Origin of the sequence: Vreelandella olivaria (assembly GCF_023507745.1) — a bacterium.
Taxonomy (GTDB): Bacteria; Pseudomonadota; Gammaproteobacteria; order Pseudomonadales; family Halomonadaceae; genus Vreelandella; species Vreelandella olivaria_A.
The window spans coordinates 14456-28060 of sequence record NZ_JALPZO010000110.1; the positions used below are offsets into that span (position 1 = coordinate 14456).

The window sequence follows — 13605 nt, forward strand, 5'->3', positions numbered from 1 at the left end:
ACTGACTATGCGTTATATGGCGTTTAAATCCTTACCGCTGCTTAGCCTGTTTCTGTTGCTATCGGCATGTGCAGGTAGTGTGACACCACCGGCACGCTATATGTTGCCCAGCAGCCCAATGATAAGCGCCCCTACCCAACCTCAGGGAACGCTACAGTTGCGCCCGCCCCGCCTGGCGCACTACCTGGACGTGGATGGTATTGTCATGCAGTTAAATGACATCACACTGAACGCAGCACGCGAGCATCAATGGGCCGAAAGCCTTGGGCGCCAGCTAGAGCGTTCTCTACGCTCGCATTTAGCGCAGGAGCTAACCTATATTCAAGTCATCCGGGATGATGGCAACACACCTAATGCACTGACACTGTCGCTGGAGGTGGATCAGTTCCAGGGTAGATACGATGGTGTCGCCATTGCCAGTGGTCAGTGGCAACTTAGAGGCACCAACAATGAGCTACTGGCACTGGAAGGCTTTACTGCGGAAACTGAACTTGACGAAGATGGCTACCCAGCACTGGTGCGTGCCCTGGGCAAAAGCTGGCATAGCGTCGCATCACAAATCGCGAATCAAATACGCCAAGGAGACTATTTTTGATAGGGCATGGAGCTCGCTAGGCCATAGGGCATACCAACAGCATTGCTAAAGAGAGACTTGACTCAAGGAACCGCTTAAGGGGCCCATATGAACGACTACAACATGTTTGATGAAAATAAGTTACGCGAAAACCTTGCTGGCCTGGTGCAGTCACTGCATACACTGCTGGAAGGCAACATTACCCTCCAGTCACTGGAATCGGCACTGGATAGCCACGACGCCCTTATCAATCAGTTTGCCTCTCTGGGCGTGGCCTCAACAGCAACGGAGGCGCTTGGACGTATAGAATGCTTTATTATCGAACACGCCCCGGCCATCTATGCCGCTCAGAGCACCCCCCAACAACAAGAGATCATTATTAAACGCTTTGCCCGGCATTTGCTGGCGATAGAAGGCATAGGACCTGCCACTGCCAAACAACTATTCGAAGCCAGGATAGCGCTTCCGGAACAGCTATTTGGGCTCACCCCCGAAGAGGTAGCAGCGCTACCGCTTCCGCCTGCAAGCCTTGCCCGGGTGACGGCACTCCATACACAGCAGACTACACGCCAATAACCTCAGTGAAAGACGCTGTGAGGCTATAATTATGGTACACTATCCGAGTATTATGCGGTTACATTTCAGCGTCACCCCGTCACCCCCGAACAAGGTCTTCCCTTATTTGCTGGCCTTTAACGGCTAAACAAATGACCATCGCGGCAGCACAGATTATCTGGCAAACTTCGCTGCCGCGACGGTGAATTATCCTCGCCTTTTGAACATTACGCATAGTAACGACACCGTCAAACGGCGTTACTTGCTATGCGACTGCGGAGAACGCATGAGCTTTTCTGAACTTGGTCTGCACGACGATTTATTGCGCGCCGTTACTGCGCAAGGCTATATCCAGCCAACGCCTATTCAACAACAGGCCATTCCTGTCGTTCTTGAAGGACGTGACATGCTGGCAAGTGCACAAACCGGTACCGGTAAAACGGCTGGTTTTACGCTGCCTATGCTGCAGCGGTTAGCCAATGGTAAACGGCCAGGTAAGCGTCAGGTACGCGCCCTGGTGTTAACTCCAACACGGGAACTGGCAGCCCAGGTGGGCGAAAGCGTGACCGCATACGGTCAGCACCTGGCTTTACGCTCCCACATTATTTTTGGCGGCGTGGGCCAACAGCCTCAAGTGGATGCTTTGAAAGCAGGCCTGGACGTGCTGGTGGCCACCCCAGGCAGGCTGCTTGACCTTCATCAGCAAGGCCATGTTGACCTTTCAGCAGTCGAAATTCTCGTTCTGGATGAAGCTGATCGCATGCTTGATATGGGCTTTATTCATGATATCAAGCGGCTGCTGCGTTTAGTGCCCAAACAGCGCCAGAATCTGTTGTTTTCCGCAACATTTTCCAATGAGATTCAAGCCCTGGCCCAACAACTGCTCAACAATCCGGCACTTATCGAAGTGGCACCGCGTAACACGACAGCCGAAAAGATAGAGCAAGCCATTTACCGGGTAGATCGGGATAAAAAGCGCGAGTTGCTGGCCCATTTAATTCAGCGCCATGGCTGGTTCCAGGTGTTGGTCTTCACCCGCACAAAACATGGTGCCAACCGCCTGGCAGAGCAGTTGTCCAAGCAGGACATTCCTGCGATGGCCATCCATGGCAATAAAAGTCAGGGCGCCAGAACCCGGGCATTGGGCGCCTTCAAAAGCGGCGATTTACAGGTACTTGTAGCTACCGATATTGCTGCACGAGGCCTTGACATCAATGAACTTCCCCATGTTGTCAACTTCGATTTACCAAACGTAGCGGAAGACTACGTACACCGCATAGGTCGCACCGGGCGGGCGGGCAGCAATGGTGAGGCAGTTTCTCTGGTCTGTGTAGACGAGCATGGTTTGCTCAGCAATATTGAGCGCTTGATTAAACAGACGCTCCCCAAGCATATTGAGCCAGGTTTCGAGCCAGATCCCAATGCCAAACCAGAGCCTATCGAAAATGGACGCCGGGGCCAGCGCCAACCACGCGCCAAGCGTAAGCCGGAAGGCCAGGCAGCTAATAGCGACGGGGAACGCCGACGACGTTCCCGACGCTAGCCCACAGCCAAGGAATATGCGAAGGTTAGCGCCTCGCATATTCCGGCATTACCGCTGAATTGATTGATGGAGTGATTATGGCGTCATCGCAACTGATTAATGACTACCGCCAGTGGCTTGCCTTCCAGCGACAGGAACAGCTTAGCCGCGAGCATCAAGGTATCTCTCAACGCCTTGAAGATGCCCGCGCATCATCAGGACAAGTACTCCAGGCCTATCGAAGCATGGCGGAAAAAGCCTCTGTCGAAGGCGCCTGCTATCGGACTCTTTTTCTAAGGGAGCGGGACAATAACGAAGCCCTTCCCTGTGAAGGCTGGCTGTTTGTACGCCGTGTACTAAGTGAAAGTAACAGTACCCGTTTGCGCGTAACGCTACTTGAAACCTTCACCCTCGAAGAGGGCATTATCGCACCAGGGGAAAAGCCAGCGCGTAAATTGACGCTGGAAATCTACGATAAACTCGATATTAATAAAGGCATGCGTACCCAGGTACGCGTAGACTGTTTGGATACGCCACAGGATTACCATTTTATTACCCTGCTTGATGCGGTTCGCGGCGATTTACGTCCACACCTGAAATAAGCACCAGCGCGATGATGGTCTCACGGCGTGCGTTAACCTTCATTCTTCTGATGTTCGTGGTAGGGCTTAATTTACGCCCTGCCATGTCGTCAGTTGCGCCTTTACTGACCCGCCTTCAGGAGGATGCCGGCCTCTCTCCTGCCGCTGCGGGTATTCTCACCACGTTACCAGTGCTGTTTCTCGGCTTATCAGCGCCGCTTGCTCCTTTGCTAGCCCAACGCATTGGCAGTGAGCGTGCATTAAGCGTCGCCCTGGGTCTGTTAGCCAGCGGGTTGATTTTACGCGGCCTGCCACTGCAGGGCGTTCTGTTTATCGGTTCTGCAATGGCGGGGGTTGCCATTGGTATTGGCGGCACCCTTCTACCCGGCCTGGTGAAGAGAGAGCTGCCTGAAAGCGCTGACTTGCTGACGGGCCTATACACCATGGCCCTGTGCTTCGGAGGAGCGCTAGGCGCAGGTTTCAGTGTACCCCTGATGCAGTGGCTGGGTAGCTGGCAGCTAAGTTTGATGAGCTGGTCGCTGCTTGCTATCGGCGCACTACTCCTCTGGATCACGAATACTTCAAGTACCCAGCACGCTCAACAGCCTATCTCCTCACCCTCATCTCTCCTCCACCTGCTGCGCAAGCCTCTCACCTGGCATGTCATGCTATTTATGGGCATTCAGTCCTCAATGGCCTACATCGTCTTTGGCTGGCTGCCCACGTTGTTGGTAGATCGGGGTTATGATGAGGCCACGGCAGGCTGGACAATGGCTGTTTCGATTATGTGCCAGCTGGGCTCCGCCCTGGGAGCCCCCTGGCTGGCCCGGTTAGGCAAAGACCAACGCCCCACCCTATTGCTGGTGCTTTTGAGTACGGCTTTGGGCCTGTGGATGCTATTAATCGCACCTCTGGCTTGGAAGTGGCCCGGCGCCGCACTACTTGGCCTTGGCCAGGGCGGCTGCTTTAGCCTGGCACTCAGCCTGTTGGTATTAAGAACCGCCAACTCGCGCCTGGCTGGGCAACTGTCCGGCCTTGTGCAAGGAGGCGGCTATACCCTCGCCGCCATGGGGCCATTTGGAGTAGGGTTAATGCTTCAGGCTGGAGCGGGCACCGCTACTATCGCCTGGCTACTCATCATATTGATTCTACTCTGTTGTGGGTTTGCACTTTTGGCTGGCCGTAAACAACAGCTGGATGATCAAACCGGCGAGCTGCTGGTACATAACGGCTAGACATCTTCCCTCACCGTCAGCAACCATACCGTTCAGGATACGGCAATGAGCACACTATCACCTTTAGCAGATGCCACTCCTACCCGGCAGCGTCTGCTAGTTATTTATACCGGTGGCACCATTGGGATGCAGCAGGAGGCAAACGGCCTTGCTCCCAGTGGTAATTTTGATCAGCGCATGCAGCAGGCGCTGGGGCGGCTTCCTCTGGCACACCAGCAGGCGCTGCCTGCCTATGATGTTATTAGCTACGCTTCACTTATTGATTCAAGTACAGCCACCCCACTCAACTGGCAGCAGTTAGCTCAGGATATCGCCAATAATTTGCCGCTTTACCGTGGCTTCGTCATCATTCACGGCACTGATACTCTGAGCTGGACCGCGGCCAGCCTGGCTTATCAACTCCAGGGGCTTGATCGCCCGGTGATATTGACAGGTGCCATGCATCCTCTGGAAGCCCCTGACAGTGATGGACTGGATAACCTGCATGGTGCACTTCGCTTCGCTGCTCAGCCAGAGCTGCAAGAGGTTGCGATCTATTTTGCAAATCGACTTTTGCGAGGCTCCCGGGCTATTAAACAGCACAGCGAGGCCCTGGATGCATTCGCCTCCCCCGGCTACCCGCTACTTGGTGAACGAGTCGGTGATGATTTCGTCTATTACCCCAGCCGTGGACTCGCCTATCAGCAACGCGGTGCGCCCCGCTTTGAACTGCCTGATTATCGGCCAGTTGCTCAAGGTGAAGTGGTTAGAATTGTCATATGGCCTGGAATGAGTTCGTGGCAGTTAGAGGTATTGCTTGATGATTCACGGGTAAAAGGGGCGCTATTACAACTCTGGGGAGCAGGCAACCTGCCTGACAACCCTGGACTACTACCGGTGCTTGCAAAGGCCAGTGGTGAAGGCAAGCTGTTGGCTGCCATTAGCCAGTGCCCCCAGGGAAGCGTATATTTAGGCGCCTATGCCGCTGGGTATGGGCTCACAGCAGCGGGCATACTTTCCGGCGGTAATATGACCCCTGAAGCGGCGTTCACCAAACTGGTTCACTTACTGGCGCAGCCACTATCTATCGAGGATCAGCGGCGTCGTTTTCTGACGCCACTGGTGGGCGAACGCTAAACCAGTCGTTCACGCCAATACCGACTGGCATAGTTGCCTATTCACGCTATGTTTAAACGTACGTTAACCAACGGAAAGGAAAGCGTCATATGGAACAGCCCGTACACCATTTCAGTGAACTTTTTGAACAACTCGGCTTACGTTCAGATGCCGAATCCATTGAGCGCTTTATTGAACGCAACTCCCCCTTACCCAAGGACATGCCTTTGGCTGACGCCCCTTGCTGGAACGAAGGCCAGGCCGAATTCTTGCGTGAAGCCGTAGAGGAAGATGCGGACTGGGCGGAAGTCGTTGACCACCTTGATGCATCCATGCATAAAACATCGTAAGAGCCATTATATTATTGCCTGCGCGCCGCTTCGACGCGGCGCCTGTACCAACCGCCCACCAGCAACAACAGCGCCAATGCCAACAGTGGCAGGATCACATCAAACTGCAATGCATCCTCATCCTCAATGGCTTCAAGCGCACCATGGATAGCACTGCTATACACTGCCCACTTTACCGATAACCCAAGCGCTGCTGCCACTAAATAGCGGCCCAGCGAGATCTGCCGAAGCCCTGCTGCAAAGTTAATCACCGAATGGGGAAAACCGGGCAGAATCCGTAACGCACACTGGGTCAAAAGATCACTTCTGGCTTCCAATGTTTCCATCACTTTGAGGGTTAAGCCTTTTGGATTCCAACGCTCACCGGCACTTGCCGCCAGTTGGTAAGCCCCCCATGCCCCGATAACGCTGCTTAGGGTCAACATAAAGGTAGCGATAAGCGGTGGGTAGAAAGGGGCAATCAGCCATAGTCCGATACTGCCGGGCAGCCCAATAGCCAGCGTAACGGCCATAGTGACCATGACACCAACAATGACCACCGGGTGATGCGACATCGTCGCAGCCCAGCGCTTAACAGCCATCAGATCAGGTGAATACCAAAGCCAAATATAAGCAAGCATCGCCACGATGGCGAAGCCAGCCGCCCAACGCCATGAATGTTTGGTAAATTTATTCATGTAACCGGGCTTCAACGCGCTCAAGAATTTGGCGACTCACCTTACCTACCAAAGGCTTGGCCGCTTTGTTGACCGCTTTTTCCATAAAGCGGTTACGAATTTCATAGCTTAAGGTCAACGTCACCTCAGTGCCTTCTGGCACACCCCGCAACTGATATCGCCCCTGGTTCTTTACACCTTCCAATGACTCCCAGGCCAGCACATGGGGAGGCTTGGTTTCCGTCACTATTACATCAAATGACCAATCCATCCCCAGCGCCCGTACATTCCAGCGATAACGGTCGCTCCCTAAAGGCTCAATTGAGCTGATCAAGTCTGAATAGTCTGCAAAGTCTGCAACTCGACACAATAGCTCAAATACTCGCTCGGGTGGCGCCTTAACAATTTCACTATGTTCGATGGTGGCCATGAATGCATCTCTAACAACTGGAAGTCACAGCTTAACATGCCAAACTGTGCATACACACCGGACTAAAAAGGTCACTAAAGCCCCCCAACACTGGTCAGAGTCCCTTACATTGCGTACACTGCCGCCCTTCCGGACCGGACCCCGGATTACCGCTTAGCGTGATGCTAAAAGCGCTTAACAAATTCTCCGACAAAAGAGTATTTATCATGTCTCTAACCTCACCCCATGGTATTAGCGTGTCATCCACCGTTGTCATCTACTCCGGTGGCATGGACTCCTATACAGTGCTCCACCGTGCAATCAGAGAAGGCATAAATGTCCATGCACTTTCGTTTGACTATGGCCAGCGCCACGCACGGGAACTAGCCACCGCACGTTTCGTGTGCCAGCAGTTCGACGTGCCTCACCAGGTAGTGGATATTCGCGCCATTCACAGCTTGATCGATAACTCGGCACTGACCAGCCCGGATATCAAGATGCCTGCTGGTGATTATGCTGCGGACAATCTGCGCGCCACCGTTGTTCCTAACCGCAATATGATCCTACTCTCCCTGGCCATTGCCAAAGCGGTCAATATCGGGGCCGAACGTGTCGACTATGGCGCTCATGGTGGTGACCATATTCTTTATCCTGACTGCCGCCCTGAGTTTGTCGACGCCATGAACCATGTGGCAGGCATTGCTAATTTTGAGCCGGTAACGCTGCATGCGCCCTACCTGCAATCCAGCAAGGCGGATATTTTGCGCGAGGGTCTCGCTATGGGGCTGGATTATCGCCACACCTGGACATGCTATGAAGGCCGCCAACTTGCCTGTGGCCAGTGTGGTAGCTGCCGTGAGCGACTGGCTGCCTTTGCCGCCAACAACGCGGATGATCCATTGCAGTACGAGACCGGTACAACACGGGTACCGCGCTGATGTATCACGTGAAAGAGGCGTTTTACACCCTCCAGGGAGAAGGTGCTCAGGCCGGACGCGCCAGCGTTTTTTGTCGCTTCAGTGGCTGCAACCTCTGGTCAGGTCGTGAAAGTGACCGCGCAAGCGCGAAGTGTACTTTTTGCGATACCGACTTTATTGGTACGGATGGCATCAATGGTGGCCGTTTTGCCACGGCAGCAGCCCTCGCTGAACATATCCAGGCACTCTGGCCCCAACCAGCCCAGCGTGCCACTCCTTATGTGGTGTTCACCGGTGGCGAACCGCTGTTACAGCTCGACGCCCCTCTCATTGCGGCACTTCATCGCCATGGGTTTGAAGTGGCCGTTGAAACCAATGGCACGCTAACGCCACCGGCGGGTATTGACTGGCTTTGTGTCAGTCCCAAGGGCGCCAACCCACTGGCAATCACTCAGGGTGATGAATTAAAGCTGGTGTTTCCCCAGTTGGATGCACCACCCAAAAACTTTGAGCGGCTGGGCTTTAGACACTTTTTTTTACAGCCGATGGATCATGGTGTTGCATCGAAAAACGCTGAAACGGTTCAGGCAACTACCGCTTACTGTATGTCAAACCCACAGTGGCGCCTGTCGCTCCAAACGCACAAGATTGCAGGATTTGATTAAATGTCGTTATTTGTTAACCACCTAACCCACATTGATGTTTCCCTATGGTGCCCAGAAAAAGGCTTGATGGGTTGCAGTTGGCAAGTGGATGCCTTGCTTGATGGCGAACTGGGCGAGGACGGCATGCTGTTTGATTTCGGTGAAGTCAAACCGTGGATCAAGCACACACTCGACAGTGGCCTTGACCATACACTATTAGTGCCCGTTAACGCAGCCGGTGTCGAAGTTAGCGACTGTCACGAGGGTATATGCGTTCGCACTACCTCACCTTATGTCATGGAAGTGCGCGGTCCAGCTGAGGCATTTACGCTTCTGCCATGGGACGCTATTACCATTGAGCGTATCACTGACACACTAAGTACAACATTAACGATGCAAAGACCTGCCAACGTTGACCATGTCAGGCTGAGCTTAAGTGACGAAGCAATCGAGGGGGCTGCCTATGGCTATAGCCACGGACTCAAACGGCATCTTGGCAATTGTCAACGCATTGCCCATGGCCACCGCTCACGCCTACACATCTGGCAAGAGAGTGAACGTCAGCCCGCGCTTGAACAACACTGGGCTGGCTGGTTAGATAATCGCTACTTGCTTGAGCAAGCGGATATTACCTCTCAAAATGACACGACACTAACCTGCCGCTATACAGCTGCTCAGGGCGACTTCGCCATCACACTGCCTCTTGAACGTTGCAGCATCCTGCCAAACCCGACAACCGTCGAAAATATTGCCCGCTGGTTGGCGAAGCGCATTGCCCGGCAGAGTGGCAAACCGACCTTTGTCCAGGCATTTGAAGGTATCAACAAAGGTGCCATGGCTGAAGCAGCACCATGAGTGATCCGTTGCTTACAAAGGAGCAGGCCTCATGTCGTCCAGGGTGCGGTGCATGCTGCATTGCGCCCTCCATTTCATCGCCGATACCGGGCATGCCGAATGGCAAACCGGCTGGTGAAAGGTGTATACAGCTAAACGCTGACAACCTGTGCAAGCTATTTGGCAGTCCTCATCGCCCAGAGGTTTGTGAACGTTTTAGCTTCGATATCCAGGTATGTGGCAAGCACCGTGATCAGGCCCTTGCCACACTCACCTGGTTGGAAAGCAACACAAACTAGTGTGTGCTTTAGGGTCAAAAACGCAGCCGCCTAGCTCTCCACACTGACGGCGTGGGAGCGCCGGTCCAGCAAGCTTACCCAACGCACTAATACAGGTGCGTCGCTATGACTGACTTCACCCAGCAAGCGCCTGAACGTCTCTCTTGCCTGTTGGTCAGTCGGTGAAATTCGCGTTAGCCACAGCTCATAAGCCGCTAGCTCTTGATGGCGATTACCATGCTCCTGGGACTGGTTAATCGCCATCTCTGCAAGCACTTTTACTTCATTGGCTGGGTGCCCCAGCAAATCACGCACCTTGGCAAGCTGAGTGGCAATTTCTGGCAAAAACAACGTTGTGCGCTCGCGGGCAATCACTAAACACTGATCCAGATAATCTTCCGCCGCCTCCAGTTCACCAAGTTCAATACACGCATCCGAGTACCACAGCACTGGACGCTGAAAACGATCCCTACCATTCAACTCTGCCATTTGATCCAGGCTGTCACGCAGTTGAACCAATCCAGTCTGGTCGCCTGCCAACGCTCGCTGCCAACCCAGTACCCCCTGGGCAGAAATTTGCCAAAGCTGCAAATCCGGCGTACCTGTCATAGCTGCCGCACGCTCTGCATGACGAGCAGCCAGATGGACATGGCCCAGTTGACGGTAAAGCGCTGCGGCAAACATTAGCGCCATAGCAAGCGTACCTGGATGCCCTATTTTCTCAGCCAGCCGAATAGCGGATGACACATGCCGCTCAGCTCGCTGGTAATCACCCCTCAAGCACAGCGCCCACCCCTGGAAGCACGCAGCGGAGACTTGTGGGTGATCCGAGAAAGGCAACCATTCAATCATCATTTGAGCATTGAGCGGATCGATTTCATCAAGATGATCGTGTGCCTGTTTAATTCGTCCCGCCCAATACTCACAATGCGCCCTGGCATAATCCGCAAGCCTGCGATAGCGAGGATCTTCCAGATGATCAGCAATATCCGTCAGGGTGGATGCCAGTGCAAAGGCGTCTGCATGAGCATAACGCTGGCTGCAACCGACCCAAAGTCCCCACTTGACCAGGAAAATCTGCTCAAGGTCTTCAGGGTCGTCCAGAGTGTCACTTCCTGACTGCCGGAGCAGTTCCCTGGCTCGTACAAAGCTTTCGTGGGCCGTGGGTGACCCGTGCCCTTCCAGCGCAAAAGCAGCCTGCCCACGAACCGTTAGCAAACTGACTTCGCGTTCAATTTGATGTTCAACATGGCGTAGGCTGGCAAGCCCAAAATCTGCCATACGCAGCGCGGTACGATTGGCACTGACTTTTAACGCTTCACGGGCGGCTAGTTCAAAGTAGCGGGCTCCACGGGCATAGTGGCCACTACGGCGCAGATGAGTTGCGAAATCGCCCGGATGACGACTAATCCACATGGGGAAACGTTCTTCAATCAGCGTGACCACCTGTTGGTGTAGCCTGACTCTCACATCTCTGAGGCAAGAAAGGTAAGCCGCTTCCTGCAACAGCTGGTGGCTAAACTGGTACTCGTGCTCACCACTCTCTTTCTCAACAGGCTCAATAATTTCCAAAAGGCGCATATGCTCGACGGCCTTGGCAAGCCGGGCTGGCTCCCAACCGCTACACTCCTGCAAAAAGTCGAGCCTAAAACGCTTGCCCAAAACAGCAGCAATATGAGCAATTTCCCGATCGCACTCAAGCTGATCAATACGACTGGCAAGCAACCCGAGTAGACCTTTCGGTAGCTCGTCAAACTGGACACTGCGGCCTTCTCGTCGGTCCATATCCAGACGACGGCATATCTCCTGCATATACAGTGGCACACCATCACAACGCTCAATAATTTGATTACGTAACCGTGGGCTTAAATGAATTCTATAGCGGCGTGAAAGCTGTGAAAGCAGGCGGGAGGATTGCAGGGCATCAAGCCTACCGAGAGTGATTTGCTGATCCCAATGCAGCTTGACCGGCAAGGGTTCACGCCCATGGTGGCTGGCGACCAGCATAAACGCCGTATTAATGGGCAAGCGAGCCTGCAGCCCGGCTAATACCTTGAAAGAAGGCTCATCCAGCCACTGAAGGTCATCAATCATCAGTACAAGGGTTCGAGAGGCTGCCTGATGATCAATCAAACGATGCAGCAGACGTACAACAGGCTCAACGGCTTCACCATTTTGCGTCAGCTGTGCGACCTCCTGTACATCACGGACCCCCAATGCCTCCTCAAGGAGCTGTTGGCGTTCATCATCCAATGACTCTGCGCCCAAAGTACCTTGAAGTTCACGGATCGTTTCGCGAGAGGGTGCTGCCCCCATATACCACGCCACCAAGGTACGTGCGACTCCATAGGGCTCAAGTACAGACAAACGGGTGGTAGGCTGCCAACAGATAGCAGCATCGCGGCTTAGTTCCAACTGACGAAACCCGACTATCAGGGCGGATTTCCCCATACCGGAGGCGCCGCGCACCAGTACGCTTTGGCGCAACCCAATACCCGCTCGCGCCAGCGCATCTCGCAGCGTACGCAGGGAAGTCTCCCGCCCTACCAGGCTGGGGGGCAAGGCATCGCGCCCCCCTTCGTTCAAACCTAACACCAGCGCTCTTAAGCGCACACGTCCATCACTAGCGACCAGACGCGAGACAAGCCGGGGCTGAAGATCAAGGGCCGGGGGCATATGTTGACTCGCCTCCTGGGAGATCACCAGCTCACTGCCTTCCGCGGCGTTCATCAGCTCCAATGAAACCTGAGTGACTTGACCAAGAGGATCAGCCAACTGACGTTCGGGCAGATACACTACCCGGCCACTATTAAGCCCGGCGGCCAACTCAAACTTTGGCGGTTCTCCCTCGCCTGCCCAGTGCCGCTCTGACTCATGGGGCAGCGCTTGACGGCAGTGCTCATAAAGGGCGACAAGCTCTGCCAATTGATGGGCGGGTCCATGCGTACCAAAGCACGCCAACCCAAGCCCACCCGTTGCACCAGGCAGCCAAAAACCACCCAGGTGGTGGCACTGCTGCTCAAGCCAGCGTAGTAGCTCCAACTGCAAAGCCAGGCAGTTACGTGTAGCCACACGATCCTGCCAATCGCCCTGGAGTCGCAGACGGATCGCCATTACAGATAGCTGGCGAAGCTCAATCTCATCCTCTCGCAAGGGTTTACTATCGGCGGCCAGTGCCCGGGAAAAAGCTCCCTGAGGAGTAATCACACGAGAGTCGTGATGCCCATCAGACCAATAGTTGGCCAACTGCAGAAAGCTTGGTTCGGGCTGCTGGCCTGAAAGCGCCAATAACTGTAAATAGCTATTGTACTGTTCGTGTGCCGCCGCCATCTGTTTCTTTTCAGCCAATTGGCGCACCAAACGCTCGTGAAAAGGGCCATAACCGGAGAAACGGCTAACCAATCCCTCCACCAAGGTGTCGGGCACATCAGCATGATCATCCAGCACTTGTTCTGCAAAGCGAATGACACGCTGACGCCACTCATTACGCACCTGAACCAACCAACGCTGAAATTCACTGCAGTTGGCCAGTTGTAACTCCTCAATCAAGTCACCCTGGTAGCAGGCCATCACAGCTTCGAGAGTGGTTAAATCTCTTGGTCCTTCAAGCAACTGTTGCAATTCATGTAAATCAACATGCCAATTGGCAGGCAGCTGAAAAGCGATTGTCTGGCGGGATACATTCAGTACATGCTCGGCGTTGCCACCCATCGATTGGCGCAGACAGTGTAATGCGTGGCGCAAATTGGTTCTGCCTGAAGAGAGCCCCTGATCAGGCCAAAGTAGCTCAGCAAGCACAGCCCGATTCACTGGTTGGCGGTGCAACAACAAATAAACCAGCAGGGCTTTAACTTTGTCGTAGCTGAAATGCGTCAGCACATCCTCCCCTTGCGATAGGGAGAAGTGCCCAAAAAGGGTCAATTGGTCTGTCTGTTGAGCATCGCGCATGATACAC

14 protein-coding genes are annotated in these 13605 nt (G+C 54.0%); 11 read left to right on the top strand and 3 right to left on the bottom strand.

The window, feature by feature from the left end:
• Nucleotides 1–7 precede the first annotated feature (7 nt).
• The 7 genes from HP566_RS09095 (at nucleotide 8) to HP566_RS09125 (ending at nucleotide 5912) form a co-directional block, all read left to right on the top strand.
• Entirely contained in the window at nucleotides 8–595 is a 588-nt protein-coding gene (locus HP566_RS09095; RefSeq protein ID WP_249976942.1) for a PqiC family protein, read from the top strand.
• 87 nt (nucleotides 596–682) lie between these two features.
• Nucleotides 683–1150, top strand: a complete 468-nt coding sequence (locus HP566_RS09100) for a helix-hairpin-helix domain-containing protein (protein WP_249976943.1) — start codon at nucleotides 683–685, stop codon at nucleotides 1148–1150.
• A gap of 265 nt (nucleotides 1151–1415) precedes the next feature.
• Nucleotides 1416–2672 (top strand): DEAD/DEAH box helicase, encoded by a 1257-nt coding sequence (locus tag HP566_RS09105; protein WP_249976944.1) that lies wholly within the window; start codon nucleotides 1416–1418, stop codon nucleotides 2670–2672.
• 77 nt (nucleotides 2673–2749) lie between these two features.
• On the top strand, nucleotides 2750–3253 hold the full coding sequence (locus HP566_RS09110) for a hypothetical protein (RefSeq protein WP_249976945.1): 504 nt from the start codon (nucleotides 2750–2752) through the stop codon (nucleotides 3251–3253).
• Nucleotides 3254–3267: 14 nt separating this feature from the next.
• Nucleotides 3268–4467, top strand: coding sequence for an MFS transporter (locus HP566_RS09115; RefSeq protein WP_249976985.1), 1200 nt, complete (start codon nucleotides 3268–3270; stop codon nucleotides 4465–4467).
• Between the two features lie 45 nt (nucleotides 4468–4512).
• A complete protein-coding gene (locus HP566_RS09120) occupies nucleotides 4513–5583 on the top strand; it encodes an asparaginase (RefSeq protein ID WP_249976946.1) in 1071 nt (356 codons plus the stop codon).
• Between the two features lie 89 nt (nucleotides 5584–5672).
• Nucleotides 5673–5912, top strand: a complete 240-nt coding sequence (locus tag HP566_RS09125) for a DUF2789 domain-containing protein (protein ID WP_249976947.1) — start codon at nucleotides 5673–5675, stop codon at nucleotides 5910–5912.
• Nucleotides 5913–5923: 11 nt separating this feature from the next.
• Here the strand turns inward: HP566_RS09125 and HP566_RS09130 are convergent, their stop codons facing one another.
• Nucleotides 5924–6589 carry a TVP38/TMEM64 family protein gene (locus HP566_RS09130; RefSeq protein WP_249976948.1) on the bottom strand — a complete coding sequence of 222 codons (666 nt, stop codon included), beginning with the start codon at nucleotides 6587–6589 and terminating at the stop codon, nucleotides 5924–5926.
• The gene (locus tag HP566_RS09135; protein WP_249976949.1) at nucleotides 6582–6998 is read right to left on the bottom strand and encodes an SRPBCC family protein; all 417 of its coding nucleotides are present in this window, start codon (nucleotides 6996–6998) and stop codon (nucleotides 6582–6584) included. Before HP566_RS09135 ends, HP566_RS09130 begins: the two co-directional genes overlap by 8 nt.
• A 206-nt stretch (nucleotides 6999–7204) precedes the next feature.
• Here HP566_RS09135 and queC point away from each other — a divergent pair, with 206 nt between their 5' ends.
• Genes queC through HP566_RS09155 form a run of 4 tightly spaced genes read left to right on the top strand, consistent with a single transcriptional unit; the run spans nucleotide 7205 to nucleotide 9671 of the window.
• The gene (gene queC, locus HP566_RS09140; protein WP_249976950.1) at nucleotides 7205–7915 is read left to right on the top strand and encodes a 7-cyano-7-deazaguanine synthase QueC; all 711 of its coding nucleotides are present in this window, start codon (nucleotides 7205–7207) and stop codon (nucleotides 7913–7915) included.
• A complete protein-coding gene (gene queE / locus HP566_RS09145; RefSeq protein WP_249976951.1) occupies nucleotides 7915–8559 on the top strand; it encodes a 7-carboxy-7-deazaguanine synthase in 645 nt (214 codons plus the stop codon). Before queC ends, queE begins: the two co-directional genes overlap by 1 nt.
• On the top strand, nucleotides 8560–9393 hold the full coding sequence (locus HP566_RS09150; protein ID WP_249976952.1) for a 6-carboxytetrahydropterin synthase: 834 nt from the start codon (nucleotides 8560–8562) through the stop codon (nucleotides 9391–9393).
• Nucleotides 9390–9671, top strand: coding sequence for a YkgJ family cysteine cluster protein (locus HP566_RS09155; RefSeq protein ID WP_249976953.1), 282 nt, complete (start codon nucleotides 9390–9392; stop codon nucleotides 9669–9671). Before HP566_RS09150 ends, HP566_RS09155 begins: the two co-directional genes overlap by 4 nt.
• Before the next feature lie 30 nt (nucleotides 9672–9701).
• Here HP566_RS09155 and HP566_RS09160 read toward each other — a convergent pair whose 3' ends face one another.
• Complete coding sequence (locus HP566_RS09160) at nucleotides 9702–13598, bottom strand: AAA family ATPase (protein WP_249976954.1); 3897 nt, start codon at nucleotides 13596–13598, stop codon at nucleotides 9702–9704.
• Nucleotides 13599–13605 lie beyond the last annotated feature (7 nt).